General features: G+C 67.4%; 27 protein-coding genes. 16 read left to right on the forward strand and 11 right to left on the reverse strand.

Going from position 1 to position 26,210, the window contains the following annotated elements; genetic code table 11:
- Positions 1-18: 18 nt before the first annotated feature.
- Complete coding sequence (locus tag ACF8NF_RS26240) at positions 19-972, reverse strand: hydroxymethylglutaryl-CoA lyase (protein ID WP_392451561.1); 954 nt, start codon at positions 970-972, stop codon at positions 19-21.
- Positions 973-1,086: 114 nt separating this feature from the next.
- On the opposite strand from ACF8NF_RS26240, the gene ACF8NF_RS26245 reads away from it, so the two are divergent.
- The 4 genes from ACF8NF_RS26245 (at position 1,087) to ACF8NF_RS26260 (ending at position 3,925) form a co-directional block, all read left to right on the forward strand.
- Positions 1,087-2,010 carry a LysR family transcriptional regulator gene (locus ACF8NF_RS26245; RefSeq protein WP_392451562.1) on the forward strand — a complete coding sequence of 308 codons (924 nt, stop codon included), beginning with the start codon at positions 1,087-1,089 and terminating at the stop codon, positions 2,008-2,010.
- Between the two features lie 69 nt (positions 2,011-2,079).
- Entirely contained in the window at positions 2,080-2,733 is a 654-nt protein-coding gene (locus tag ACF8NF_RS26250) for a cytochrome b/b6 domain-containing protein (RefSeq protein ID WP_016448117.1), read from the forward strand.
- On the forward strand, positions 2,730-3,521 hold the full coding sequence (locus ACF8NF_RS26255; RefSeq protein WP_392451563.1) for a molybdopterin-dependent oxidoreductase: 792 nt from the start codon (positions 2,730-2,732) through the stop codon (positions 3,519-3,521). Before ACF8NF_RS26250 ends, ACF8NF_RS26255 begins: the two co-directional genes overlap by 4 nt.
- 104 nt (positions 3,522-3,625) lie before the next feature.
- Positions 3,626-3,925: a pentapeptide MXKDX repeat protein gene (locus ACF8NF_RS26260; RefSeq protein ID WP_016448119.1), complete on the forward strand. Its 300-nt coding sequence runs from the start codon at positions 3,626-3,628 to the stop codon at positions 3,923-3,925.
- Positions 3,926-4,066: 141 nt separating this feature from the next.
- On the opposite strand, the gene infA is transcribed toward ACF8NF_RS26260, so the two are convergent.
- Positions 4,067-4,333, reverse strand: a complete 267-nt coding sequence (infA, locus tag ACF8NF_RS26265) for a translation initiation factor IF-1 (protein WP_016448120.1) — start codon at positions 4,331-4,333, stop codon at positions 4,067-4,069.
- A gap of 489 nt (positions 4,334-4,822) precedes the next feature.
- Positions 4,823-6,211, reverse strand: coding sequence for a GntP family permease (locus ACF8NF_RS26270; RefSeq protein WP_016448121.1), 1,389 nt, complete (start codon positions 6,209-6,211; stop codon positions 4,823-4,825).
- Positions 6,212-6,380: 169 nt separating this feature from the next.
- Here ACF8NF_RS26270 and ACF8NF_RS26275 point away from each other — a divergent pair, with 169 nt between their 5' ends.
- The 8 genes from ACF8NF_RS26275 to ACF8NF_RS26310 all read left to right on the forward strand — a co-directional run bounded on the left by ACF8NF_RS26275 (position 6,381) and on the right by ACF8NF_RS26310 (position 13,582).
- Positions 6,381-7,160, forward strand: coding sequence for a nucleotidyltransferase domain-containing protein (locus ACF8NF_RS26275; protein WP_392451564.1), 780 nt, complete (start codon positions 6,381-6,383; stop codon positions 7,158-7,160).
- Positions 7,161-7,286: 126 nt separating this feature from the next.
- On the forward strand, positions 7,287-8,276 hold the full coding sequence (locus ACF8NF_RS26280; protein ID WP_392451565.1) for a LacI family DNA-binding transcriptional regulator: 990 nt from the start codon (positions 7,287-7,289) through the stop codon (positions 8,274-8,276).
- A gap of 79 nt (positions 8,277-8,355) precedes the next feature.
- Positions 8,356-9,393 carry an ABC transporter substrate-binding protein gene (locus ACF8NF_RS26285; protein WP_043791282.1) on the forward strand — a complete coding sequence of 346 codons (1,038 nt, stop codon included), beginning with the start codon at positions 8,356-8,358 and terminating at the stop codon, positions 9,391-9,393.
- Complete coding sequence (locus ACF8NF_RS26290) at positions 9,390-10,247, forward strand: ABC transporter permease (protein ID WP_392451566.1); 858 nt, start codon at positions 9,390-9,392, stop codon at positions 10,245-10,247. Before ACF8NF_RS26285 ends, ACF8NF_RS26290 begins: the two co-directional genes overlap by 4 nt.
- A gap of 2 nt (positions 10,248-10,249) precedes the next feature.
- Positions 10,250-11,047: an ABC transporter permease gene (locus ACF8NF_RS26295; RefSeq protein WP_026062847.1), complete on the forward strand. Its 798-nt coding sequence runs from the start codon at positions 10,250-10,252 to the stop codon at positions 11,045-11,047.
- On the forward strand, positions 11,037-12,098 hold the full coding sequence (locus ACF8NF_RS26300; RefSeq protein ID WP_016448130.1) for an ABC transporter ATP-binding protein: 1,062 nt from the start codon (positions 11,037-11,039) through the stop codon (positions 12,096-12,098). Before ACF8NF_RS26295 ends, ACF8NF_RS26300 begins: the two co-directional genes overlap by 11 nt.
- Entirely contained in the window at positions 12,085-12,945 is an 861-nt protein-coding gene (locus ACF8NF_RS26305; protein WP_392451567.1) for a phosphodiesterase, read from the forward strand. Before ACF8NF_RS26300 ends, ACF8NF_RS26305 begins: the two co-directional genes overlap by 14 nt.
- Positions 12,946-12,991: 46 nt before the next feature.
- The gene (locus ACF8NF_RS26310; RefSeq protein WP_016448132.1) at positions 12,992-13,582 is read left to right on the forward strand and encodes an HD family hydrolase; all 591 of its coding nucleotides are present in this window, start codon (positions 12,992-12,994) and stop codon (positions 13,580-13,582) included.
- On the opposite strand, the gene ACF8NF_RS26315 is transcribed toward ACF8NF_RS26310, so the two are convergent.
- Both ACF8NF_RS26315 and ACF8NF_RS26320 read right to left on the reverse strand, forming a co-directional pair.
- Positions 13,579-14,340 (reverse strand): DUF11 domain-containing protein, encoded by a 762-nt coding sequence (locus tag ACF8NF_RS26315; RefSeq protein ID WP_392451568.1) that lies wholly within the window; start codon positions 14,338-14,340, stop codon positions 13,579-13,581. The genes ACF8NF_RS26310 and ACF8NF_RS26315 overlap by 4 nt on opposite strands.
- A gap of 809 nt (positions 14,341-15,149) precedes the next feature.
- Complete coding sequence (locus ACF8NF_RS26320) at positions 15,150-15,635, reverse strand: winged helix-turn-helix transcriptional regulator (protein WP_017407393.1); 486 nt, start codon at positions 15,633-15,635, stop codon at positions 15,150-15,152.
- 114 nt (positions 15,636-15,749) lie between these two features.
- Between ACF8NF_RS26320 and ACF8NF_RS26325 the strand changes: the two genes are divergently transcribed.
- Entirely contained in the window at positions 15,750-17,048 is a 1,299-nt protein-coding gene (locus ACF8NF_RS26325) for a D-amino acid dehydrogenase (protein WP_016448135.1), read from the forward strand.
- A gap of 57 nt (positions 17,049-17,105) precedes the next feature.
- Here ACF8NF_RS26325 and ACF8NF_RS26330 read toward each other — a convergent pair whose 3' ends face one another.
- Entirely contained in the window at positions 17,106-18,002 is an 897-nt protein-coding gene (locus ACF8NF_RS26330) for a LysR family transcriptional regulator (protein WP_013802902.1), read from the reverse strand.
- Positions 18,003-18,152: 150 nt separating this feature from the next.
- Here ACF8NF_RS26330 and ACF8NF_RS26335 point away from each other — a divergent pair, with 150 nt between their 5' ends.
- Both ACF8NF_RS26335 and ACF8NF_RS26340 read left to right on the forward strand, forming a co-directional pair.
- Positions 18,153-19,475 carry an arylsulfatase gene (locus ACF8NF_RS26335; protein WP_392451570.1) on the forward strand — a complete coding sequence of 441 codons (1,323 nt, stop codon included), beginning with the start codon at positions 18,153-18,155 and terminating at the stop codon, positions 19,473-19,475.
- A complete protein-coding gene (locus ACF8NF_RS26340; protein ID WP_013802904.1) occupies positions 19,472-20,494 on the forward strand; it encodes a tripartite tricarboxylate transporter substrate binding protein in 1,023 nt (340 codons plus the stop codon). The genes ACF8NF_RS26335 and ACF8NF_RS26340 overlap by 4 nt, the downstream gene beginning before the upstream one ends.
- Before the next feature lie 58 nt (positions 20,495-20,552).
- Here ACF8NF_RS26340 and ACF8NF_RS26345 read toward each other — a convergent pair whose 3' ends face one another.
- From ACF8NF_RS26345 to nikR, 3 genes are all read right to left on the reverse strand, one after another.
- On the reverse strand, positions 20,553-21,260 hold the full coding sequence (locus ACF8NF_RS26345; RefSeq protein ID WP_312840642.1) for a DUF4198 domain-containing protein: 708 nt from the start codon (positions 21,258-21,260) through the stop codon (positions 20,553-20,555).
- Positions 21,261-21,286: 26 nt separating this feature from the next.
- Complete coding sequence (locus ACF8NF_RS26350) at positions 21,287-23,350, reverse strand: TonB-dependent receptor (RefSeq protein ID WP_392451571.1); 2,064 nt, start codon at positions 23,348-23,350, stop codon at positions 21,287-21,289.
- Between the two features lie 89 nt (positions 23,351-23,439).
- Entirely contained in the window at positions 23,440-23,898 is a 459-nt protein-coding gene (nikR, locus tag ACF8NF_RS26355; protein WP_016448139.1) for a nickel-responsive transcriptional regulator NikR, read from the reverse strand.
- Positions 23,899-24,179: 281 nt separating this feature from the next.
- Here nikR and ACF8NF_RS26360 point away from each other — a divergent pair, with 281 nt between their 5' ends.
- On the forward strand, positions 24,180-24,539 hold the full coding sequence (locus tag ACF8NF_RS26360; protein ID WP_016448140.1) for a hypothetical protein: 360 nt from the start codon (positions 24,180-24,182) through the stop codon (positions 24,537-24,539).
- A gap of 28 nt (positions 24,540-24,567) precedes the next feature.
- Here ACF8NF_RS26360 and ACF8NF_RS26365 read toward each other — a convergent pair whose 3' ends face one another.
- Both ACF8NF_RS26365 and ACF8NF_RS26370 read right to left on the reverse strand, forming a co-directional pair.
- A complete protein-coding gene (locus ACF8NF_RS26365) occupies positions 24,568-25,203 on the reverse strand; it encodes a nitroreductase family protein (RefSeq protein ID WP_061287619.1) in 636 nt (211 codons plus the stop codon).
- 44 nt (positions 25,204-25,247) lie between these two features.
- Entirely contained in the window at positions 25,248-26,099 is an 852-nt protein-coding gene (locus ACF8NF_RS26370; RefSeq protein WP_061287620.1) for an EamA family transporter, read from the reverse strand.
- Between the last annotated feature and the right edge of the window lie 111 nt (positions 26,100-26,210).

The raw sequence follows: 26,210 nt of genomic DNA on the forward strand, positions 1-26,210 counted from the left end.
GGTAAGGGGTTCATGGGTTCATGCAGCGGCGGTGGCTGCGTCGGCGGTGACGCTGCGCGGCAGGCCCGCGCGCCACAGTGCGCCATGCAGGCTTTCGCCATCCAGCCAGGCGGCCACCTTGGCGCGCAGGCGCAGCAGGGCCTCGATGTCCAGGCCCGTGTCGATGTCCATGGTGGCCAGCATGAAGGCCAGGTCTTCGGTGGAGGCATTGCCGCTGGCGCCGGGCGCATGGGGGCAGCCGCCGATGCCGGCCAGCGTGGCGTCGAAGCGCGTGACGCCGGTTTGCAGTGCGGCATGCACATTGGCCAGCGCCAGGCCACGCGTGTCGTGGAAGTGGCCGCACCAAAAGCGTTCGCCCGCAATGCGCCGCGCCTGCTCGAACAGCGATTGCACCTGGCCCGGCCCGCCATGGCCCACGGTGTCGGCCAGGCTGACGCGGTCGGCCCCCGCGTCCAGCAGGGCCTGCATGCAGCGCAGCACCTCGGCCGGCTCCACCCTGCCCTGCAGCGTGCAGCCGAAGGCCGTGCCAATGCCGCCTTCGATCAGCATCTTCGAACCTGCGGCATCGCGTGCGGCACGCATGCGGGCCACCTCGGCCACGACCTCATCGGGCGTCTTGCGCAGGTTGGCCAGGCTGTGGGCATGGCTGGCCGACAGCGGCACCAGCATCAGGTCGGCCCCGCTGGCGATGGCGCTTTCGGCACCGCGCAGATTGGGCACCAGCACGGAGACGAACAGGCCCGGCAGCGTTCGGGCATAGGCCACCAGCTCGGCCGTGTCGGCCAGTTGGGGCAGCAGGCGCGCAGGGACGAAGGAGCCGACTTCGATCTCGCGCTGGCCGGCAGCATAGGCATCGCGTATCCATTCCTTCTTGCGCTCGGTGGACAGCACGGTCTGGATGCTTTGCAGGCCATCGCGCAGGCCGACCTCGCGGATGACGGCGGACTGCGGGGCACGGATGGGTTCTGGCATGGGAAGGTTCGCGTGGGGTGGTTTGTCTTGAATGGCACTTTAGACATTCCCAACAGCTTGCAGAAGCGATAATTTTTCGGCTCAGAGTTTCCCGAATGGAAATCCATAACCGCCATGAAAGACCTGGACCTGACCACCCTGCGGCTCTTTGTCGCGGCCTGCGACCTGGGCAACATCGCCCGCGCGGGCGAGCAGCAGCACATCGGCTCATCGGCCATCAGCAAGCGCATGGCGCTGCTGGAAGAGCAGGTGCAGGCCCCGCTGCTGGAGCGCCACCGCCGGGGCGTGGTGCCCACCGCAGCCGGGCTGATGCTGCTGGAGCATGCACGCGCCATGCTGGCCAGCGCCGACCGCGCGGCCCGCGACATGGCGGCCTACCAGCATGGCGTGAAGGGACAGGTGCGGATACTGGCCTCGGTCTCGTCGATTGCCGAGTCGCTGCCCGATGACATTGCGGCCTTTCTGCAAAAGCCCGAGCACGCGCAGATCCGCGTGGACATCGAGGAGCTGACCAGCAGCGAAATCATCCGGTCCATCCGCGAAGGCCTGGCCCTGGTGGGCGTGTGCTGGAACGCGGCCGATCTGGAGGGCCTGCAGACCCTGCCCTACCGCTGCGACACCCTGGCCGTGGCCGTGCCGGCCGGCCACCCGCTGGCCTTGCGCGACCGCTGCAGCTTCAGCGAAACGCTGGATTGCGAGCATGTGGGCCTGCCCGCCTCCACGGCCGTCTACACCATGCTGGCGCGGGCGGCGGCCATCATCGGCCGGCCCCTCAATTACCGCGCCGTGGTCAGCTCCTTCGACGCCACGATCCGCTGCGTGAGCGCCGGCCTGGGCGTGGCCATCATGCCCAGGGAGATCCTGGGCATGGCGGGCTCCGGTCAGGGCGGGCAAGGTGTGCAAGGCGTTCACATGGTGCCGCTCACCGATGCCTGGGCGCGGCGCCAGTTCGCCATCTGCTTCAGGGACGGCAGCCGGCTATCGCCTGCGGCGCGCACGCTGGTGGACTATCTGGCCGGGTGCGCCCAGGCGGGCTGAACAGGCCTTGGGAGTTATCACGATTAATTGAAGTTTGCGTGATACATCCGCTACAGGGTCCCTCCAACAATGGGACCCATGAACACCGCCCTCATCACCCCCCAACCGGCACAGCCCAAGGATGGCCAGCGCATCCACCCGCTGTGGCTGCGCCTCACGCATTGGCTCAATGCGCTGGCCGTGGTCATCCTGGTGACCAGTGGCTGGCGCATCTACAACGCGGCGCCGTTCTTTGATTTCACCTTTCCGGGCTCGATCACTCTGGGCGGCTGGCTGGGCGGGGCGCTGCAATGGCATTTCGCGGCCATGTGGCTGCTGGTGTTCAACGGGCTGCTGTACCTGCTGCTCAACATCGCCAGCGGCCGGTGGCTGCGCAAGTTCTTTCCCATCACGGTGCAGGGCGTGCGGCAGGACCTGGTGTCCGCCCTCAAGGGCCGGCTGTCGCATGCCGACCCGGCCCGCTACAACCATGTGCAAAAGCTGGCCTACCTGTTCGTGGTGCTGGACCTGGTGGTGATCGTGCTGTCGGGCCTGGTGCTGTGGAAGTCGGTGCAGTTCCCGCTGCTGCGCGAGCTGCTGGGCGGCTATGAGTCCGCAAGGCGCGTGCACTTCTTCGGCATGGCTGCGCTGGTCGCCTTTGTGGTGGTGCACCTGGCAATGGTCGCCCTGGTGCCCCGGACCTTCCTGACCATGATCCACGGCCGTGCGCCCAAGACACCATGAAAATCTTCAAAGCCCCTTCCCTGCCCGGCGTCGATGGCGCGGCCGTGATGCACGAGGCACGCTCGCTGATCGCCCGCAAGCTGGACCAGCCCGCACGCCGCGCCTTCTTGCAGCGCTCGCTCACGCTGGGCGGCCTGTCCCTGCTCACGGGCTGCAGCATCAGCGATGACAGCCACGTCGAGGCCGCGCTCAATCAGGTATCGCGCTTCAACGATCGCGTGCAGGGCCTGCTCTTCAGCCCCACGCGGCTGGCGCCCACCTATTCAGCAGCCGAGATCACGCGCCCCTTCCCCTTCAATGCCTACTACGGCGAGGACGAGGTGCGCGAGGTGGATGGGGCCAGCTGGCGCCTGGAGGTGACCGGCATGGTCGCCGACCGCCATGCCTGGAGCCTGGCCGAGCTGCGCGCCATGCCGCAGGAAGAACAGATCACGCGCCATATCTGCGTGGAGGGCTGGAGCGCCATAGGCCGCTGGGGCGGCGTGCGTTTCGCCGATTTCCTGCGCCATATAGGCGCCGACACCAGCGCCAAGTACGTCGGCTTCAAGTGCGTGGACGACTACTTCACCAGTATCGACATGGCCACGGCCCTGCATCCGCAGACGCTGATGGCATTGACTTACGACGGGCAGCCCCTGCCGCCCAAATATGGCTTTCCGATGAAGCTTCGCATGCCCACCAAGCTGGGCTACAAGAACCCGAAGCACGTCCAGGCCATGTTCGTCACCAACACCTACTCCGGCGGCTACTGGGAAGACCAGGGCTACAACTGGTTCGGAGGCAGCTGAGCGGCCTCACAAGCCGCTGTGCCGCCAACGAAGGTGCGAGGCCGGGCCATGCAAGGCCGGCCGATTGTGCAACCTGCAAACCGCTAATCCAAAGGAAGACTCAAATGACCAAGTTCACCACCACCGTGCTCGCCGCCTGCCTCGCCCTGGCCGGCGCCACCTCGGCATTCGCTGCGGATGAGATGTCCAAGGACGGCATGTCCAAGGGCGCAATGACCAAGGATTCCATGTCCAAGGATGGGATGAAGAAGGACTCCATGTCCAAGGACGGGATGAAGAAGGATTCCATGTCCAAGGATGGAATGAAGAAGGACTCCATGCACAAGGACGGCATGCACAAGGATGGCATGTCCAAGGACGCAATGAAGAAGGACTCCATGGGCAAGGACGGAATGTCCAAGTAAGCCGGGGAACTCGCCTGTCCCGGCCGATGCCGCCCGGGCGGCCGGGCTGGCGGGGCTGCCGGCCATGGGACCAGGCGCAAAGCCGGGTCCTTTCTGTGCACCCCCCATGCCCGCTCCGAGGCAAGAGCGGGCTGGCAGACCTCAGCGGCGCTGCGGTGGGCGCTGGCCCGGGGCGCCGCCGGAGCGTTGCTCAATATGACGGAACGTGAGACGGCCCTTGTTCAGGTCATAGGGCGACATCTCGAGCGTGACCTTGTCGCCGGCCAGCACGCGGATGCGGTGCTTGCGCATTTTTCCGCCGGTATAGGCGATGAGCTGGTGGCCGTTTTCCAGCGTTACGCGGAAGCGGGAATCAGGCAGCACTTCGTCTACCCGGCCTTGCATTTCGATCAGTTCTTCTTTAGCCAATGGGACTCCTGTGAGTACATGTTGAAAGGGGTGCGTCGCCGCAAGTTGCCGGTGCAGCACCATGCTGCGGCCTTGGGCCAGCGCAGGATGACCGCTGCACGCAGGCAGCGGATCATCGGAAAAAAGGGAAAGAGGCCCCTGCAGGTGGCAGGGAGAGTGCGGGCCCGGGGAAGGGTGTTGGACCCGCGTGGTGCTCGCCGATGGGAGTGACAGTTGCGGACTTCGTCACAGTGGGCGGCCAACGGCAGTCCGGGGACTGCAAGAATGTCAGACGGGCACTGAGGAGGCGAACAACAAGGACAGCACCTCCAGCAGTATAGGTCAATTGCCGGACCCGCGTTGAAGCGGCGCCGGGTACCGCACCTGTACGGGGCGGCATTTTCCCTGCCGCGACTGGGGCAATTCGCAGTCGAACCGGAAGAAGTGCACTGCCTTGGTGGTTGCCGCGGCATCGAAGCGGCCCCCGTCGGCCCGCCTCATGCCTTTCACCTATCCCAGCTTGGGCAGCAGGTTGAACAGCAGCACCATCAGCAGGCCCACAAAGGACACGATGGACTGCACCACGGTAATGGTCTTGGTGGCCTCGCCCATGCTCATGCCGAAGGACTCCTTCACCATCCAGAAGCCCGCGTGGTTGGCATAGTTGAAGAACAGCGAGCCGCAGCCGATGGCCAGCGCCAGCAGCGGCACGTTCAGCGAAGGATCGGAGGCCGCCAGCGGCGCCAGCAGGCCAGCCGCGCCCACGATGCCCACGGTGGCAGAGCCGGTGGACACCGACAGCAGCATGGCGATCATCCAGCCCAGCACCAGCGGAGGCAGGGCGAACTGCTGGGTCATGTGGACGATGGCATCGCCCACCTTGGCGCTGGTCAGGATCTGCTGGAAGGCGCCGCCGCCCGCAATGATGAGCATGATGCCGGCGATGGGCTTGAGGCTCTGGCCCAGCGCGTCGCGCAGCTTCTCTGCATCGGCGCCGCGCAGATAGCCCAGGGTGATGGAGGCAAACACCACGCCCAGCAGCATGGCCACCAGCGGATTGCCCAGGAAGGCCGCTGCATGCAGCAGGTCCGAATCCTTGGGCAGCAGCACCTCGGCCAGCGCATGCACCAGCATCAGCAGCGCGGGCAGCAAGGCGCACAGCACGCCCATGCCGATGCTGGGCGCACTGCCCTCCCCGCCTTCCTTCTTGCCTGATGTGAACTGCTCCAGCAGGGCTGCATCGGGGCGCGTGCTCATGCGCGGCGTGATGAAGGCGCCGTACAGCGGGCCGCCCAGCACCATGGCGGGGATCACGGCCAGAAAGCCGTACAGCATGGTCGGGCCGACCGTGGTGTGCAGCGTGGCAATGGCGGTGAGCGGGCCGGGGTGCGGCGGCACCATGCCGTGCATGGCGGCCAGCGCGGCGATCACGGGCACGCCCACATAGACATAGGCCGATCCCTTGAAGCGCTCATTGCTTTCCAGCTTGCGCGCCACGCTGAAGATCAGCGGCAGCATGACCACCAGCCCCACCTCGAAGAACATGGGAATGCCGATCACGAAGGCCACCAGGGTCATGGCCCAGGGAATCATGCGCTCGGACGTGCGCTGCAGGATGGCACCGGCCAGCCGCTCGGTGGTGCCGGAGTCCGCCAGGATCTTGCCCAGCATCGCGCCCAGGGCAATCACCACACCCACCGCGCCCAGCGTCTTGCCGGCCCCGTTGGTGAGGTTCTTGACGATCTCGCCCGGCGCCATGCCCGTGGCAAAGCCCACGCCGATGGAAACCACCAGCAGCGCCAGCAGGGGATGAAGACGGATGCGCGAGACGATCAGCGCGACCAGGACCAGCACGCTGGCCAGCGCGATGAGCAGCAGTTGGGTATCGAATGAAGACATAGGAGGCTTGGAGTTGTGTTTTTATGATGGACGCCCGCACGCTGGGATGCATGCGGTTTCCAATCGCTGCAAATCCTATGCCTGACCCTGAAGGGGACCTGTAGGCTCCAGGCTTGTTCGCAGGAGACTGGCTCAGAGCCGTGCCTCCCGTTCCACTACTGCAAGACCAATGAACAACCTCGGCTCCGCTGGCACTCTCGAAGTCTTTGTCAGAGCCCCCATCCAGCCGGAATTTGTGGATTTGGTGGCAGATGCGCGCGCAGCCATCGCCAGCGCCCTCGGCGAGGCGCTGGACAGCCTCTACCTGTATGGCAGCGTGGCGCGCGGCTGCGCGAGGGCGGGCTTCTCGGACCTGGACCTGACGATCGTGCTGGCCCGCCCCCTCTCCAGGCAGGAGAGCGCCCGGTTGGAACAATCGCGCCAGGACCTGCAACTACTTCACACAGAAGTCGTGAAGATCGATTTCGACCTGGGCACTCGGCAAGAGGTGCTGGACCCGGCCCATCTCTACAGCTGGGGCTACTGGCTCAAGCATGAGTGCCGCTGCATCCATGGAGAAGACTTGGCGCAGCAGTTTGAGGCGTTCGAGCCGTCCAGGGCGATTGCACAGGCCGTCAATGGCGACTACGTGCAGGTGCTGAACGACTACCTGCAGCGCATTGCCGGAACCCGGGACGACATGGAGGCCCTGCGCCTGCAACGCGAAGCCGCACGCAAGCTGATCCGGGCCACCAATGTGCTGCGCCCCTGCTCAGGGGGCTTCTGGCCGCGCACGCTGGAGGAGTTCGCCGATTGCTTTGCGCAGCTCCATCCGGAAATGGCGCAGTCCATGGCTTTCTTTCTGGCGCAGGCAAGGACGCCCGAGGCACCCAGAGCTCGTTTCAACGCAGAGCTTTCGGCCTTCATCAGCTGGATTCGGCGCCAGCGGGCTGCATCTACGGCAGCCTAGGTACCGGGCAACGCCAGGGCCTCAGCCGCCAAACGCCTGGCTGCCACAAAAGCTTCAAATCTCCGTCACCGCGCCGTCACGCGCAGCGGGTGCAATGTAAACGTTTTCAAGAAATCGTTTACATCCATGAGCATCACCGAGGTTGCACGCCGCGCGGGCCTGTCCGTCGCCACTGTTTCGCGGGTTTTCAATTCGCCGGAGGTGGTCAATGCGCAAACGCGCAGCACGGTGCTGCGCGTGGCGCAGGAAGTGGGCTATGTGGCCAATGCCAGCGCCCGCACGCTGCGCACGCGCAGCAGCAAGGTGCTGGGCGTGGTGCTGCCCACGCTCACCAATCCGGTGTTTGCCGAGTGCCTGCAGGGCATTGCCTCACAGGCGGCGCTGCGCGGCTATGCGATTTCGCCTTGCACCACCGAATACGACCACGCCGGTGAAGACGCGGCCACCACGCGGCTGCTGGCCAGCGGGGTGGATGCGCTGGTGCTGGTGGTCTCCAATCCTGGCGATTCGGCGGCGCTGGCGCGTGTGCGCCAGGCTGGCAAGCCCTATGTGCTGGCCTATCACCACACCCATGAGCATGCCTGCGTGGGCGTGGACAACACGGGCGCCGTCAGGGAGCTGGTGCTGCGCCTGGCTGCGGCAGGCCACAGCCGCATCGGCATGGTCACGGGCCAGTTGCAGGCGTCCGACCGCGCCCAGCAGCGCTGCCGCGGCTATGCGCTGGGCATGCAGGCCGCAGGCCTGTCGCCGCTGCCGGTCTGGGAGGTGCCCTTTGCCGCCACCGCCGTGCAGATGCTGCAGCAGCACCTGGCCGAGCAGGCCCCGCCCACGGCCATTGTCTGCAGCAACGATCTGCTGGCGATTCGCACCATCCGCGCGGCATCGCTGGCCGGGTTCTCCGTGCCTGCGGACCTGAGCGTGGTCGGCTTTGACGGGATTGCCATGGCCGGCGATCTCACGCCTTCGCTGGCCTCGATTTCCCAGCCCAACCACGAGATCGGCTCGGCCTGCGTGCGCCTGCTGTGCGATGCGCTGGCAGGCAAGAAAACCCTGGCCGCGCAGGACAGCCTGTGCCTGCCGCATGGCTGGCGCAGCGGCGAGTCCTGCCGGCTCTGAAACCAACAACAGCGGCCCGCGCAAGCCAAGGCCGCGCCCTTCCCTTCCCCACGCTCCCCCACCTCTTCGAGTACGCACCATGAAACTGACTGCCCTTCCCTTCAAGCTCCCCTTCAAGCCCTCCTTCAAGCGCCTTGCCCTGCTGGCCGCCACCACCGCCGTCTGCGGCACGGCGCTGGCCCAGAGCGCCATCTGCTACAACTGCCCGCCCGAATGGGCCGACTGGGGCACGCAGATCAAGGCCATCAAGGCCGATACCGGCATCACCGTGCCGCCCGACAACAAGAACTCCGGCCAGTCGCTGGCCCAGCTGGTGGCCGAGAAGGCCAGCCCCGTGGCCGATGTGACCTACCTGGGCGTGACCTTCGCCATCCAGGCGCAGAAAGACGGCGTGGTCGCCGCCTACAAGCCCGCCCACTGGGACCAGGTTCCCGCCGGCCTCAAGGACCCCAAGGGCGAGTGGGTGACCATCCATTCGGGCACGCTGGGCTTCATGGTCAACAAGGCGGCGCTGGGCGGCAAGCCCGTGCCGCAGTCCTGGGCAGACCTGCTCAAGCCCGAATACAAGGGCCTGGTGGGCTACCTGGACCCGGCCTCGGCCTTCGTGGGCTATGTGGGCGCCGTGGCCGTGAACCAGGCCATGGGCGGCACGCTGGACAACTTCCAGCCCGCCATCGACTACTTCAAGAAGCTGCAGAAGAACGAGCCCATCGTGCCCAAGCAGACCTCGTATGCGCGCCTGCTGTCGGGCGAGATCGGCATCCTGCTGGACTACGACTTCAACGCCTACCGCGCCCGCTACAAGGACAAGGCCGACGTGGACTTCGTGATCCCCAAGGAAGGCACCGTGGTCATGCCCTATGTGATGAGCCTGGTGAACAAGGCGCCGCACACGGACAACGGCAAGAAGGTGCTGGACTATGTGCTGTCCGACAAGGGCCAGTCCATCTGGGCCAACGCCTACCTGCGCCCCGTGCGCGACGTGGCCCTGCCCAAGGAGGTGGCCGGCCATTTCCTGCCCGCCAGCGAGTACGCACGCGCCACCTCGGTGGACTACCAGAAGATGGCCGATGTGCAAAAGGGCTTCTCCACGCGCTACCTGCGTGAAGTGCGTTGAGCCAGGCGGACTGCATCGTGGGCATTCCCTCCCAAGCGCCAGGCGACTGGCGCGCCCGCGCGCTGCTGCTGGCCTGCAGCGCGCCGGCCGTGGCCTTCTTCGCGGCGTTCTGGCTGCTGCCGGCCGGCCTGCTGCTGGCGCTGCCGGCGCGTGAAGGCTGGCGCACCTACTTCGCCACGCTGACCGACGCGCTGTACCTGCAAAGCCTGCTGCAGACGCTGGCCCTGTCGCTGGCCGTGACCGTGGCCACGCTGCTGATCGGCGCGGTGATGGGCATTGCGCTGGCGCGCCACCGCTTCACGGGGCGCGGCCTGCTGCTGTCGCTGCTGACGCTGCCGCTGTCGTTTCCGGGCGTGATCATCGGCTTTTTCATCATCCTGCTGGGCGGGCGCCAGGGCGCGCTGGCCGACCTGTCGGTGGCCCTGGGCAGCGAGCGGATCACCTTCGCCTACGGGCTGCTGGGCCTGTTCCTGGGCTACCTGTACTTCTCGCTGCCGCGCGCCATTGCCTCCTACACGGCAGCGGCCGAGGCGCTGGACCCGCACCTGGAGGAGGCCGCGCGCTCGCTGGGCGGCAACGGCTGGCGCGTGGCGCGCGATGTGTGGTGGCCGCAGCTGCTGCCCACCACGCTGGCCTGCGGCGCCATCGTGTTCGCCACGTCGGTCGGCGCCTTCGGCACGGCCTTCACGCTGTCGAGCAAGTTCGAGGTGCTGCCCATCACCATCTACAACGAGTTCACCAACTACGCCAACTTCGCCCTGGCCGCCAGCCTGTCGATCAGCCTGGGGCTGATCACCTGGCTGGTGCTGTGGCTGTCGCGGCGCTGGGCGGGTCCGGCCGCCACAGGAGTCTGAACATGCGGACCACACAAAAAATGCCACCGCTGATGTGGCTGGTGACCGCCACCGTCACCCTGTTCATGCTGGCGCCCATGCTGCTGTCGGTGCTGGCCGGGCTGGTGCAGAACTACGGCCAGGGCCTGTCCAGCGGATTGACCACGCGCTGGTTGGCCGAGGTCTGGGCCGGCTACGGCAATACCGTGCTGATGTCGCTGCTGCTGGCCTGCGCCTGCGTGGCCATGACCTTGGTGCTGGGCGTGCCCTGCGCCTATGCGCTGGCGCGCAGCCGCTCGCCCTGGGCCCGGCATTTCGAGGAGCTGCTGACCCTGCCCGTGGCCATTCCGGGCCTGGCCAGCGCCCTGGCCCTGCTGCTGGCCTATGGCAGCGTGGCCGCCTTCCGCCAGAGCTTTGCCTTCATCCTGGTGGGCCATGTGGTGTTCACCCTGCCCTTCATGGTGCGCATGGTGGGCTCGGCACTGCGCCGCCAGGAACTGGTGGCGCTGGAGGAGGCTGCGCGCAGCCTGGGCGCCTCGTTCGCGCAGCGCTTCCTGGGCGTGCTGGTGCCTGCCGTGCTGCCCGCCATCGTGGCTGCCTGCCTGATGGTGTTCACCCTGTCCATGGGCGAGTTCAACCTGACCTGGATGCTGCACACGCCGCTGACGCGCACCCTGCCCGTGGGCCTGGCCGACAGCTATGCGTCCATGCGCATCGAGGTGGGCTCGGCCTACACCCTCATCTTCCTCATCGTCATCCTGCCCGTGATGTGGCTGCTGCAGGCGCTGGGGCATTTCATCGAGAAGCATTATGGAAAGTAACAGCGTCGCCATCGACATCCGGCAGTGCGCCAAGACCTATGCCGACGGAACGCGCGGCCTGCAGGCCACCGACCTGCGCGTGGAGCCCGGCGAGGTGCTGGCCCTGCTAGGACCCTCGGGCTGCGGCAAGACCACGCTGCTGCGCATCATCGCGGGGCTGGAGACGCCGGATGCGGGCAGCCGCATCGCCTTCGGCGACACCGACGTCACCCGCGTGCCCATAGAAAAGCGCCAGGTGGGCATGGTGTTCCAGCACTACGCGCTGTTCCCGCAGATGAGCGTGCAGGCCAACATAGCCTACGGCCTGCGCATACGCGGCGTGTCCGAGCAGGAGCAGCGCCGCGTGGTGGGCGAACTGGTGGACCTGGTGCGCCTGAACGGCCTGGAGCACAAGCGCCCGGCCGAACTGTCCGGCGGCCAGCGCCAGCGCGTGGCCCTGGCCCGCGCCGTGGCATCGCGCCCGCGCGTGCTGCTGCTGGACGAGCCGCTGACCGCGCTGGACGCCAAGCTCAAGGAAACCCTGCGCGACGAGCTGGCACAGCTGCTGCGCCAGCTGCGCATCACCGCCGTCCATGTCACGCACGACCAGCAGGAGGCCATGGCCATTGCCGACCGCATGGCCGTCATGCAGGCAGGCCGCATCCTGCAGGTGGGCGACGGTGAGAGCCTGTACCGCCGCCCGGCCCATCCCTTTGTCGCCACCTTCCTGGGGCGCGTGAACCAGGTCGAACGCAGCGAAGACGATGCGCGCAGCAACCGGCTGGCGCTGGCCGGCATGGAGCTGGCCTGCCCGGCCGAATGCACGGGCGCGGCCCGGCTGCTGCTGCGCCCTGAAGACATCGAGGTCTGCGCCGCCGGCACGCCGGGCGCCGTGCCCGCATCGGTGGCGCGCCGCGTCTTCCTGGGCGACCGCCTGCAGCTCACGCTGGAGCTGGCGGGCCACACGCCGCTGATGGCCGACGTGGCCCGCGACCACGCCGCGCAATCGGGCGACCGCGTGGCCTTGCGCATCGCCCCCCACCAATGGATGCCCAACCATGCCCACGCCTGAAACCCTGCGCCCCTCCATGACCACCTTCCTGGCCCAGCTCACCGACCTGCATATCCGCGAACCCGGCCGCCTGACCTACCGCCGCATCGATACCGCCCAATACCTGGAGCGCTCGGTGCAAAGCGTGCTGGCCCTGCCGCAGCAGCCGCACGCCGTCGTGATCACCGGCGACCTGACCGACTTCGGCTGGCCCGCCGAATACGCCCACCTGCGCAGCCTGCTGGCGCCGCTGGGCGAGCTTCCCATCTACCTGCTGCCCGGCAACCACGATGACCGCGACGCGCTGCGCACCGCCTTTCCCGAGCACACCTGGCTGCGTAGCGAAGGCTTCATCCAGTACGCGGTGGACATCGGCGATCTGCGGCTGATCGCGCTGGACACCGTAGTGCCCGGCCACAGCGAGGGCACCTTGTGCGAGGAGCGCCTGCAATGGCTGGAGCTGCAACTGGCCGCCAGCGAAGGCCGCCCCGTGGTCATCGCCATGCACCACCCGCCCTTCGAGACCCTGATAGGCCACATGGACAAGATCGGCCTGCTGCAGGGTGCACAGGCGCTGGAAGACCTGGTGCGCCGCCACCCCAACGTGCAGCGCGTCATCTGCGGCCACCTGCACCGCAGCATCCAGGTCGCCTTTGGCGGCACGATGGCCATGACCTCGCCTGCGCCCGCCCACCAGGTCTGCCTGGACCTGGCGCCCGACGCCGCATCGGCCTGGACGCTGGAGCCGCCCGGCTTCATGCTGCACGCCCTGCCGCCCGGCGGCCGGCTGGTCAGCCATGCCGTGGCCAGCGGCCAGTTTGACGGACCGCACCCGTTCTGGGATGCGCAGGGGCGGCTGATCGACTGAGCCCGGACGCGCGCGGCCCTGGTGAAAGCCGACGAGAATATCCGCCATGGATATCAACAACATCAAGGGCCGCCTGGACTTCCTGCGCGAGGCGGAAAAGCTCAAGAGCGTGCTGCGCAGCGCCCACACCTCCACCGGCCGCACCGAAAGCACGGCCGAGCACAGCTGGCGCCTGTGCCTGATGGCGATCGCCTTCGAGGACCAGTTCGCACAGCTGGACATGCTCAAGCTGCTCAAGCTGTGCGTGATCCACGACCTGGGCGAGGCCATCCACGGCGACATCCCCGCCGTGGAAAAGAACCAGCACCCCGACAAGAGCGCGCAGGAAAAGGCCGACCTGCTGCACCTGACCCGCTCGCTGCAGCCCGGGCACCGCGACGCCATCATGGCCCTGTGGCAGGAGTACGAAGACGCCGCCACGCCCGAGGCCCGCGCCGTCAAGGCCCTGGACAAGCTGGAGACCATCCTGCAGCACAACCAGGGGATCAATCCGCAGGATTTCGACTACGGCTTCAACCTGGGCTACGGCAGGAAGTACACGGGCGCCGATCCTCTGTTCGCCCAGGTGCGCAGCCTGCTCGACGAGGACACGCGCCAGAAAATGGGCGCCGCCGCGCAGGACGCCAGCGCGACCTAGCTGCGCCAGCGGCCCGCGCCGACCCGCTGGCGCCGCCCCAGCCCCATCCATCCGATGGCTGCAGCCAGCAGGCTCAGGACCGCAAGGGCTGTGTGCTGCAGCGTCGGCACGGGGGTCACCTGGCCACCGCCGGGGGGAGCCGCCACCGTATTGATGGACGCGGAAGCCATGCACGGCACCGTTCCCACGACCTGCCCTGCCTGCATGCACTGCACCGACGGGTCCCCGGCATCCACCGTGGCCACATTGGTAATGGTTGCGGGCGCCGGGTTGGATACGCTGGCCATCACGGTGAAAACCAGCGAGTCTCCTGCCGCGAACACGGGCACCGTGACCGCCAGCGATCCGGAGCCTGACGCCACGGGACATGGCGTGCTGGCGCCGGGCGTACAGGTCCAGGTGGCGCGCTCCAGGCCGGCAGGCAGGCTGTCGGCAATCTGCGCCTGGGTGGCGGCCACGGTCCCCGTATTCCTGACGGTGATGGTGTAGCGCACCTCCTGCCCCGCCTGCACCTGGCCTGCGGGCGAGATGCTGTGGGTCAACGACAGGGCAGGATGCACGGCCTCCCTGTGCCAGGACATGACGTTCTGGTTTTGCACGGGCGCCCCGGTCCACGCAACGGACACGCCGTTGTCGGGCATCTCATAGGTGCCCAGACAGGTGTCGCTCTCACCCGAATGGCTGACCTGCTGGGATGTTTCCGAGAACAGGGAAGCGCACATCGCGTTGTTCACGGCCGCCACCTGTTCCGTGGCCATTTCAAACCGGCTCAGCATATCCACATCATTGGGAGATCCACCCGGGCCAACGCCATTGATGGAGCGGTGCGGATTGTTTCCCGTCAGCCAGCGTTGAAGGTGGATTCTGTTTCTCACGATATTGGACCCACTGTCCGTGGAAACCCTGAATATGAATGCGCGCACATCCGGGTCGGCACTGCTGTAGGTGGTCAATCCGTCCGAGAAACTATAGGAAGTGACCAGCGCCCTTATTTCGCTCTCGTCCAGGTCGGGTTGCAAGGGTGCGGCCGTTTCAAACCAGCCGGCCAGGCGGGCGGTCCTCGGAAAATCCTGGCATGAGCCGTGAGGCCCCAGGGGACAAGCCGTGCGATCCTGGAAATCCGAGTAGGAGGTTCTCATCTCCCCGAAGTAACGCGTCACTTGCGCGCTGGCGGGTGGGCAGGCCGAGATTGCTGCACCGGCCATCAAGGCAGCCATGAGGGCGTGATTTTTCATAGAACTCCCAGTGATAGATAGATTTGCACTATCAAGGTATCACTGGCATTGAATTTTAAAAATCAACAATCCCAAAAATTCACCCTTCAATGACAAATATTTGCAATACCGCCATTGGAATGGAACTGCAAGTTGCCGTCCTGCCTACTTTTCAACGGAGAGCGCCGATGAATGCGGAACTCCATAACAACCGATCTGCCGTCCAATATCCATTTGGATGGGATCGCACAATACCCCATTTGAATCAAATCTATTGTGACAAACGTTTCAAACAGTAAATAACAATGAGGAATGGGGGTAGATCCGCCCCTGGAACACCGAGGACGGCTCCCTCACCGATCCAAAGGCAGCGCCAGCGTCTCCTTGACCTCCTCCATCACCACATAGCTGTGCGACTCGGCCGGCACGGGCAGTTTCTTGAGGATGTCGCCCAGCAGGCGGCGGTACTCGCGCATGCCGCCCAGGCGGGCCTTGACCAAGTAGTCGAAGCTGCCCGAGACCAGGAAGCACTCCAGCACGTCGGGCACGTGCAGCAGTTCCTGGCGCACCTTGTCGAAGACCTCGCCCGATTTGGACGACAGCTTGATCTCCACGAACACCAGCAGCGTCTTGCCCAGCGCCTCGGGCGACAGATGGGCGTGGTAGCCGGTGATCACGCCATCACGCTCCAGGCGGCGCACGCGCTCCGAGCAGGGCGTGGCCGAGAGGCTGACCTGCTCGGCCAGCTCGGTCATGGAGATGCGGCCATCGCGCTGCAGGATGTCGAGGATCTTGCGGTCGGTGCGGTCGAGTACGCGGTTTTCACTTCTGGCGGCCATGGCGGTGCTTCCCGGGGATGATCAATCACTGGAGAGTATCAATATTTCAGTGGTTTCCACTGCCTCATCGTCAATAGACTTTGATTTCATCTTGTTGACCTGGCGGTGAATCGTATGAAAGTCCTTGTTCTTGGCGGCGGTGTCATCGGCGTGACCAGTGCGTACTACTTGGCGCGGGCCGGTGCCGAGGTCACGGTGCTGGACCGGCAGGATGCGCCCGCGTCCGAAACCAGCTTTGCCAACGCGGGCCAGGTCTCGCCCGGCTACTCCACGCCCTGGGCGGCGCCCGGCATTCCGCTCAAGGCCCTGAAGTGGATGCTGCAGGAACACGCGCCGCTGGCCGTGCGCCTGGACGGCAGCCTGTTCCAGCTGCGCTGGATGGCGCAGATGCTGCGCAACTGCTCTGCCCAGCGCTACGCCGTCAACAAGGAACGCATGATGCGCGTGGCCGAGTACAGCCGCAGCTGCCTGCAGCAGTTGCGCGCCGACACCGGCATCGCCTACGAGCAGCGCACCGGCGGCACCTTGCAACTGTTCCGCACCCAAGCCCAGCTGGACGCCGTGGAGCGCGATGTGGCCGTGCTGCGCGAATGCGCCGTGCCCTACGAACTGCTGGACCGCGACCAGTTGGCCCAGGTGGAGCCCGCCCTGGCCCAGGCGCGCGACCGGCTGACGGGCGGCCTGCGCCTGCCCAAGGACGAGACCGGCGACTGCCACCGCTTCACCAATGAATTGGCCCGCATCGCCACCGGCCTGGGCGTGGAGTTGCGCTTCAACCAGAACGTGGATGGCCTGGTGGTCGAAGGCGGCCGCATTGCCGGCGTGCGCGTCAATGGCGAACTGCTGACCGCCGACCGCTACGTGATGGCCTTCGGCAGCTACTCGCGCCAGGCGCTGGAGCCGCTGGGGCTGGACCTGCCCGTCTACCCCGTCAAGGGCTATTCGCTCACCGTGCCGCTGGGCAACCCGGCGCTGGCGCCGCAGTCCACCGTGCTGGACGAGACCTACAAGATTGCCGTCACCCGTTTTGACGACCGCATCCGCGTGGGCGGCATGGCCGAGCTGGGCGGCTTCGACCTGCGCCTGGACCCGCGCCGCCGCGCCACGCTGGAACTGGTGGTCAACGACCTGTTCCCGGGCGGCGACGTGGCGCGCGCCAGCTTCTGGACCGGGCTGCGGCCCATGACGCCGGACGGCACGCCCATCATCGGCGCCACGCGCTACTCCAACCTGTTCCTGAACACCGGCCACGGCACGCTGGGCTGGACCATGGCCTGCGGCTCGGGCCGGCTGATCGCCGACCTGATCACCGGCCGCAGCCCCGAAATCAGCACCGACGGCCTGGCCCTGGACCGCTACACGCACCGGCCGGCCCGGCATCTGGGGGGCAGCTCCACGCCCGTCTCTGCCTGAGCGCAAGACACCTTGAACATCTGAAGCCAGCCCGCACCGGCCCTGCTTTACGGGCCGCTACCCCAGCGTCAGGTCCCGCAGCGCGGACATCAGCGGCGACCAATGGGCCTTGGGGTGGCTGATGAGAAGCCAGCTGCGGCGCGTGCGCAGCTCGGGGATGGGCAGGGACTGCAGGCGCTCGGGATTGCTGCGCAGCACATGGCTGGGCACGTAGCACAGCAGGTCGGTCTGGCCCACGATGTCGATGGTGGCCTCGGTGTTGTGCTGGATCTCCAGGGCCACGGTGGGCGCGCCCAGGCCCTGGGCCGCGAAGGCCTCGTCCACCACCTTGCGCACGGCGGCGCCCGGTGCCGGCAAGGCCCAGGAGTAGCCCTGCAAATGCCCGAACCTCAGGCCCTGCTCCAGCGCCAGCTGGAACAGCGGGTGGCGCGGCCGTGCGGCGGCCCATAGCTCGTCCTCGCCGATGACCACCTGGGCGCAGCGCGTGGCATGGCCCGGGTAGGACGGCACCACGGCCAGGTCCAGGCTGCCGTCGAGCAGCGCGCGCTCCAGGTCATCGGACTTGCCCACGGTCAGCCGCACGCGCAGGCCGGGGCGGCGGCGCAGCAGCTCGGCCACGGCCCGGGTGGCGCGGCTTTCCGAGGTGGCCTGCGTGAAGCCCAGGCGGATCAGGCCCACATGCTGGGCCTGGATGTCGCTGGCGGCGCGCATCGTCTCCTCATGCCGCAAGACCAGTTGACGCGCGGGCTCCATGAACAGCTGGCCGCTGCTGGTCAGAGCCACGCCATGCGTTCCGCGCGTGAACAGGGCCGCTCCCACGCCCTGCTCCACGCGGCGCACGATCTTGGAGACGGCCGGCTGGGTCAGTTGCAGGGCAGCGGCCGCACGCCCGAAATGGCCATGCTCGGCCACGGCCAGAAAGCAGGCCAGCTCGTTATAGGCAAATCCCGTCATGCCATTCCTTGTCAACGAAGAAAAACGAGAAAGCTTGCTACCTTGCCGAGCAAAGCCATTCCAGATGTGCATCGATTTTCGCTGGTTTGGTTATCACCAAGACAGGGCTTGTGGCTAGAGTTTTGGCATGGAAACTTTTTGAGCCACATCATGAACCCACCAAACATCGTGCTCATCGTCGCGGACAACCTGGGCTGGGGCGAGCTGGGCTGCTACGGCGGCGGTGCGCTGCGCGGCGCGCCCACTCCGCGCATCGACCAGTTGGCCTCCGAGGGACTGCTGCTGCAGAACTTCAACGTGGAAAGCGACTGCGTGCCCACGCGCTCGGCCCTGATGACGGGGCGCCACCCCATCCGCACGGGTGCCCTGCAATCGGTGCCGGCCGGGCTGCCCCAGGGCCTGACGCGCGGCGAGACCACGCTGGCGCAGCTGCTGTCCGCCCAGGGATATGCCACGGCGCATTTCGGCAAATGGCATCTGGGGGACATTCCGGGCCGTTATCCCTCGGACCGGGGTTTCGATGAGTGGTACGGCATTCCGCGCACCACGGACGAAAGCCAGTTCACCGCGACCACGGGCTACGACCCCCTGGTGGCGCCCCTGCCCCACATCATGGAAGGCCGCGCGGGCGCGCTCTCGGACGATGTCAAGGTCTATGACCTGGAATCGCGGCGCAACATCGATGCCGAGCTGGTGGAGCGCTCGCTGGACTTCATGCGCCGCAACCACGCCCGGGACCGCCGCTTCTTTCTGTACCTTCCCCTGGTGCACCTGCACTTTCCCACGCTGCCGCATGCGGATTTCGCGGGCCGCACCGGCCAGGGCGACTTTGCCGACTCCATGGTGGAGATGGACCACCGCGTGGGCCAGATCTCGGACGAGATCGACCGGCTCGGCCTGCGCGAGGACACGCTGTTCATCTTCTGCAGCGACAACGGCCCCGAGTTCCGCCAGCCCTACCGCGGCACGGCCGGCCCCTGGCGCGGCACCTACCACACGGCCATGGAGGGCAGCCTGCGCGTGCCCTTCATCGCACGCTGGCCGGGCCGCATCCAGGCCGGGCGCACCAGCAACGAAATCATGCACGTGACCGACATCTTCTCCACCCTGGCGGCGGTGGCGGGCGCCGCCATGCCACAGGACCGGCCCATCGACGGCCTGGACCAGACGGCCTTCCTGCTGGGCGAGCCCCGGTCCGCGCGCGAGGGCTTTCTCTTCTACATCAAGGACCAGCTGCGGGCCGCGAAGTGGCGCGACTGGAAGCTGCATTTCTACTGGGAGCCCGAGGTCAACGAGAGCAAAGGCAAGCTGGAGTCACCCTACCTGTTCAACATCGTGCGCGATCCCAAGGAGGAGCATGACGTGCTGATCTTCAACACCTGGGTGCTCAACCCCATGCTGACCATGGTCCAGCGCTTCAACGAAAGCTGCAAGGCACACCCCAACACCGCGCCCGGCGCCCCCGACCAATGACCTGCGCACCCCTACCCGCCCCGCAGGCCAGCGGCCGCCTGCCGACCACCCGCCGCCATGCACTGCGCCCCCTGGCCGCCGCAGCCCTGCTGGCCCTTGCACTGCCCACGGCCCGCGCGGCCGAGCCGGCGGCGCACGCGCCGCAGGGCAAGCCCATCACCTGGATCGTGGGCTTTGCGCCCGGCGGCAGCCTGGACGTGCTGACCCGCCATGTGGCCCGGCAACTGGAGGCCAGGGCCGGTGTCAGCGTGGTCGTGGAAAACCGTCCGGGCGCCTCGGGCGCGATCAGCCTGCAGGCGGCGGCCAAGGCACCTGCCGATGGCCTGACCCTGGTCTCCGTGCCCGGACCGCAGCTATCCGGCCCGCGCCAGCCCGAGGTGGGCCGCGAGCTGACCGCCGTGGCCGTGATGGCCCGGGGCGCCATGGTGCTGGTGGGCCCGGCCCCGGGTGCGGCCGGCAGCCTGGGCGAACTGGTAGCCGCCATGAAAGCCAAACCTGGCCAATGGAGCTACGCCAGTTCGGGCACGGGCACCTCCCAGCATCTGGCCGGCGAACTGCTCAACGCCCTGGCGGCCACCAGCATGGTGCATGTGCCGTACAAGGGCGGCGGCCAGGCCGTGACCGATGTGGTGGGCGGGCAGATCCCCCTGGCCATGCTGGGCGTGACGCCCGTGCTGCCGCACATCCAGTCGGGCCGGCTGAAGGCCTATGCCGTGACCAGCGCCACGCGCATAGACAGCCTGCCTGATGTACCGACCATGCGCGAGGCCGGCGTGCCCGGCTACGAGGCCACCCAGTGGTATGCCGTGGCCGTGCCCTCCGGCACGCCCCCCGAGCGGCTGGCCCAGCTCAATCAGTGGATCAACCAGGCCATACAGTCGCCCGAGCTGCGCCCCACGCTGCAGGCCGCCGGGGCCGTGGCCACGCCCATGTCCCTGCCCGAAATCCAGCGCTTCATGTCGCAGGACAACGCCAAGTGGAAGAAGCTGGCTGCAGACCGGCGCCTGGCGCTGGACTGACCCCACAGCGCCGGGCCGCGCCAGGCCGGGCCACGCCGGGCCTGGCCGCCAGCCCCTTTCAATGCGCCGAGAACCCCAGCAGGTACTCGTAGCTGAGGCTGGTGGTGCGCGCATCGCCTGCCACGGGCAGGCGCACGATGGCCAGCAGCTGGTTCATGCCGGCACGCGGTGTGACGGTCACCAGGCCGTCGGCATCGGTTGCCAGTGGCGGACCGCTTTCTCCCAGCGACACGCGCACGCCGGCCCGGGGCTGGCCGCCCAGCAGCACCTGGAATTGCTGGGGCTCGCCCGCGTGGGGGGAGCGGCGGGTCTTGGCGATGATCTCCAGGGTCTGGCCCAGCTTCTCGCGGGTGACCGGGCCCCATTCGAGGATGGTCTTGTGGAACTTGAGCGCATGCACGCCGCTGGTGGCACCGGGGTTCTCGGTCATGGGCTTTTCAATCATCGGCCCCTCGCCCACGCGGCTGAAAAATCCGTTGTCGAAATGCGCGGCCAGCAGCGCGGCCTTGCGCGCCGGCGTGGCGCGGGCGCCGCCGGGCACGGGCTGCACGGCCACGTCGATGCGGCGGCCGCGCGTGTCGTAGGCCTCAACACTCTTGAGCTTGCCGGCCGCAAAGTTCTCCAGCTTGCCCTCATGGCCGCCGAATTGCACGGTGTAGGCGCCGTCGGCGTCGGGCTCCAGCCAGACGTTGTGGGCCTGGGCCAGCGGTGCGCAGGCCAGCAGCGCAGCGAACGCTGCGGCGGCGAAGGGATGGCGGGCTGTCATGTACCTGTTTCTCATTTGGGGTTTCCTCAAAACTGCGTCTGCACGCCGACCTTGAGCGTGCGCGGCGCGCCGGGCGCGAACAGCGGCACACCGCGGATGACCGAGGCCGACGTGGCATAGGCCTTGTCCCCCAGGTTGGATACCACGGCGTAGATGCGGCTGCGCGCCGAAGGCAGGCGCCAGCTCAGGCCCAGGTCCCAGGTGGCGTAGCCGCCATAGAAGACGCTGTTGTCGGCGGTGACGGCATAGCGGCCCACGCGGCGCCAGGTGAGCGAGCCTTCCCACTGCGCCAGCGGGCGCCAGGCCAGGCCCACGGTGGCCGTCTGCCGGGGCACGCCGGCCACCTGGTTGCCGACCAGGGCCGGGTTGCCGTTCTCGGTCACGCGCGAATGGGCGCTGCCCCAGGCCACTTGCAAGTCCAGGTTCTTGCGCACGGCCCACAGCGCGCTGGCCTCCACGCCCGTGCGGCGCGTTGCGCCGAAGTTCTCATAGACGCCGGGTGCCACGCTGCGGATCTCGCCCGAGGACTGCAGCCTATAGGCGGCCACATCCAGCACCAGGCCCGGCATGGGCTTGATCTGCGCGCCCACTTCAGTCTGGCGGAAGATGTTGGGATCGAGCTGCGCGGCGCCCAGCGCGTACTTGGCGAAATCGCTGGCCAGCGCAAATCCTTCGGACCAGCTGGCGCGCAGCAGCACACCCGGCGCCACCTGCGAGCGCAGGCCCAGCTTGGGGCTGGCATGCGAGGTGCGCGCCAGCGGGCCGCAGGGGTCGCTGCCCGCCTCAGGGCCGTTGGGACGGCAGCCGCCCGTGAAGCGATCCCAGCGCAGGCCGGCGGAAAGCTGCAGCAGGCGGTGAACGGGCGCATCCACCTCGGCAAAGGCCGAGAGGGTGTTGAGCCTGGAATTGCGGTCATCCAGGGCAGCGCCGGTGCGCTCGCGCCACTGCAGGCCGTCGTAGAACTGGTAGTCGGTGGACTCGCGCACGGCCTCCAGACCCGCCACCCAGTTGATCGGGGTCAGCGCCGTGGCATGGCGGCCATTGAGGCTGGTGCCTGCGCCGTAGACGGCGCGGTCATAGCTTTCCTCGCGCTGGCGCCACTGCAGTGCGTCGATGGGCCGGCTGAACCAGCGCGTGAAGCTTTGCTGCGTGGTGTAGGCATAGCCCAGCCAGGTCAGCCGTGGCGAGAGCGCGTACTGCACATCGGCGCGCAGCGTGGCGAAGTTCTTGCGCGTGCCATCGTTCATGGCGCGCGGATCGATGCCATGCGGATCGCGTGCGAACTGCCCCGCCGTCAGGTACGAAGGCGAGTCGCCCTCGCCGTGGTGCAGCCGTGCCGACAGCGCCACCTCCAGCTGCGACGAGAGCCGCTTGCTCCAGCGCAGGGATGCCGTGCTGCGCTGCATTTGCGACTGCGCGCGGAAACCGTCCGTGCGGTAGTGCTGGGCCGCCAGGTTCAGGAACTCGCCATCGCCCGGCTTCAGCCCCAGCGCCGCCTGAGCGTCCAGCGTGCCGTGCGAGGCCAGGCTCACGTCGGCCTCGCGGTAGGGGGTGTAGTCGCCCTGCTTGCGCGTCTCTATCGCCATCAGCCCTGCGCGGTTGAAGTTGCCGTACAGCGCCGACACCGGCCCCTTGTAGATGCTGATGCGCTCCATCTCCAGCGGCACGATGACGCCCAGGTCCACATAGCCGTCGGCATGCGACATGGCCTCGTTCAGTGGAATGCCGTCCAGCACCACGCCCACGTCGCCGCCGTGCCCGCCCCCGCCGAAGCCGCGCATGACGATGGCGTCACCCACGCCGGACAGCTGGTAGTTCTGCACATTCATGCCCGGCACCTGGCGCAGCAGCTCCTGCGGATGGCTGACATGGGCGTTGGCGATGTCCTCGGCCTCGATCACGCTGGTGGTGTAGGCGGCCGAGGCGCCGCGTGCGGTCTGGCCCTTGACCTCGACAGCCTGCAGGCTGGCCGTGGCGTCGCCCGCCTGCTGTGCACCGACATGGGGAATGCAACCCAGGCCCAGCAGGGCAGCTGCTGCAATCTGGTGCACGGCAAGGCGCCGGGAAGGGGAATTCAGGGGATGTGTCATGCGTTTCCAGGAGTTGTATGAAGAAAAAAGCAAACTTCATACCGACCTGCATGACAGGGCCTGCGCAAGGCGCCCAGCCCCGGGCTGGCTCAATCGTCGTGCGAATGCGGATGGTGGTGCGCGTGATCGTGCCCGCCAGGCTCTGCCCTGCGCACCATCACCACGTTGAGCTGGCCGTGGTGCACGCCGCGCTCGGCCGTGATGGTGTCGGCAAAGCGCCGCACGGCGCTGGCCGGGCCGCGCAGCATGACGGTTTCAATGCATTGCTCGTGGTCCAGGTGCACGTGCGTGGTGGCCATGTGCAGCTCATGGTGGTCGTGCTGCAGGCTGGCCAGGCGCTCGGACAGATCGCGCTCGTGGTGGTTGTAGACATAGGACAGGTTGGCCACGCACAGGCCGTCGGCGTCCTCGCGCTCGCGCACCTGGGCCAGGTGGGCACGCAGCACGTCGCGTATGGCTTCGGAGCGGTTGTCGTAGCCGCGCGCGGCGATCCAGCCGTCGAAATCACGGGCCAGGTCGTCGTCGATGGAGATGGTGAAGCGTTCCATGGGCAGCACAAGTGAAGGGAAACAGGAAGATGGCGGCAACAGCGGGGCAGGCGCAAAAGACAGGCATCACGCCGGATCTGCCGGCCATTGTCCGGCCATCCAGGCCCTTGCCCCACATCCCTCACATGCCCCCCATGCAACAGCCGCGCCAATCACTGTCGGTACGGACTGGCAATAGCGACAAACCACCACGGTCATGCTTTGTTCACATTCGCGCCATATCCGGTTACGCTGATCGAGGATGCGCGGTGCGCACCGTCGATCGCTGAAAGGGGCGCGGCATGCAGTATTCATTCGATCAGCTTCTGGACATGCTGCTGTCCCTGCTGGAGGCTGCGCCCGCCTGTTCTTCTCGCGACCAGGCCTTCGAACAGCTGCGCACGCTGTGGCTGCAGACCCACACCTATTTCGCGGCGCCCGAGTCCGAGCTGCGTCGCATCGCCGGCCGCCGGCTGGTCGAACCCCATGGCTGGAAGGACCTGGACAAGGACCCCTGCTACCTGGACCACGATCCCGGCAACGGCAGCGCCCTGCGCATCTACCTGCATCGCGATGGTGGCATGGTGATACAGCGCCTGCAGGGCGACGGCCGGCAGATCCTGTTCTCGCGCCTGGGCATGCAGCTGCAGCCTGCCAGCTGAGCCCGCGCCCGGCCAACCCATCCCACGCTCAGGCGTAGGCCAGGATGTCGGCCAGCGGCCTGCGCGCCTTCTGCGGGCGTGGCGTGCCTGCCGCGTGGCCCACGGCGACCAGCATCACGGGCAGTTCGTGGGCCTGCAGGCCAAAGCCCGCCGCCAGCGCCTGGGCGTCGAACCCCACCATGGGGCAGCTGGCCAGCCCCAGGCCCTGGGAGGACAGCATCAGCGTCATGGCCGCCAGCGAGGCCGAGCGCACGGCCTCGTCGCGCTGCAACTGCAGGTTGTCCGCATGCGCGGCATGGGCCTGCGCCACCCAGCCATCGGCCGTGCGCTGGCTCATCACGCCGCTGTCCACGCTGGGCTGCAAGAACTCCGCCAGCCGCGCATGGGCGGCCAGCGTGCCGCAGACGATGAAGACGGCAGAGGCGTCCTCCACCTTCTGCTGCCCATAGGCGGCGGCCTTCAGCCGCGCCTTGGCCTCGGGTGTGCGCACGGCAATGAAGCGCCAGTTCTGCAGGTTGTAGGCCGACGGGGACAGCGAGGCCTGGGCCACCAGCGCGGCCAGCGTCTCATCGGCCAGCGGGCGGCCCGGCTCGAAACGGTCTGCGGAAATGCGTGAAGCGATGGCCTGCCCGATGGGCATGGAGGAAAGTTCGGAAGAAGTCATGTGAAACGCTCGGTGGGCAAAAAGAGGACCCCGATGCCAGAAACTCAGGCGCCGCGCGAAGCAGACCACTGCACCACCAGCACGCTGGCCAGCACCACCAGCAGGCCCAGGAAGGACATGCCCGTCATGGACTGCGACAGCAGCGCCCAGCCCAGGACCACGGCCGTGAGCGGGCTCAACAAGCCCAATGACGACACGGCCACCGAAGGCAGGCGCCCGATGCCGCGAAACCACAGCACATAGGCCAGCAGCGCGCCGGCAAGACACAGGTAGGCATAGGCGCCCAGCTGGGTGAGAGACAGCGCGGGCAGCGGCGCATCCGCCCACCAGGCCAGCGGCAGCAGCATCAGCCCGCCAAACAGCAGTTGCCAGCCCGTCAGCGCCAGCACCGGCAAGTCCACGCGCCAGCGCCGCGTCAGCCACGTGCCGGCCGCCATGCACACCGCGCCGGCCAGCGCCGCCGCCATGCCCACGGGCTCGAACACCGTCTGCGGCGACAGCAGCAGCACTGCCATGCCCGCAATGCCCGCCACGGCGGCCCACAGCGTCAGCCGAGCGGGGGAGCGCCCGTCCACCCCCCAGGCCAGGGCCATCACCAGCAGCGGCTGCACGGCGCCCAGCACGGCTGCCAGCCCGCCCGGCAGACGGTAGGCCGCCACGAACAGCAGCGCCTGGAACACGCCGATGTTCAGCGCGCCCAGCACCGCCAGCCGCCACCAGCCCGAACCCGCTGGCAGCCGCCGCGTGAACAGCACCAGCAGCAACCCGGCCGGCAGCACGCGGATCAGCGCGGCCGTGAACGGCCGGTCCGGCGGCAGCAGTTCGGAAGTGACGATGTAGGTGGAGCCCCAGATGGCGGGCGCCAGCGCGGTCAGCAGGATGTCGCGCCATGACATGGCAGCGCTGGCTGCAGCAGGAGCCGTGGAGGCACAGGACGATGAGGAGGAGGACATGGATTTATCTTCAATTCAAGACAAACCCATTATGCACGATTTATCTTAAAATCA

It is taken from the genome of Delftia sp. WSY_22 (assembly GCF_043104185.1).
Taxonomy (GTDB): domain Bacteria; phylum Pseudomonadota; class Gammaproteobacteria; order Burkholderiales; family Burkholderiaceae_C; genus Comamonas; species Comamonas tsuruhatensis.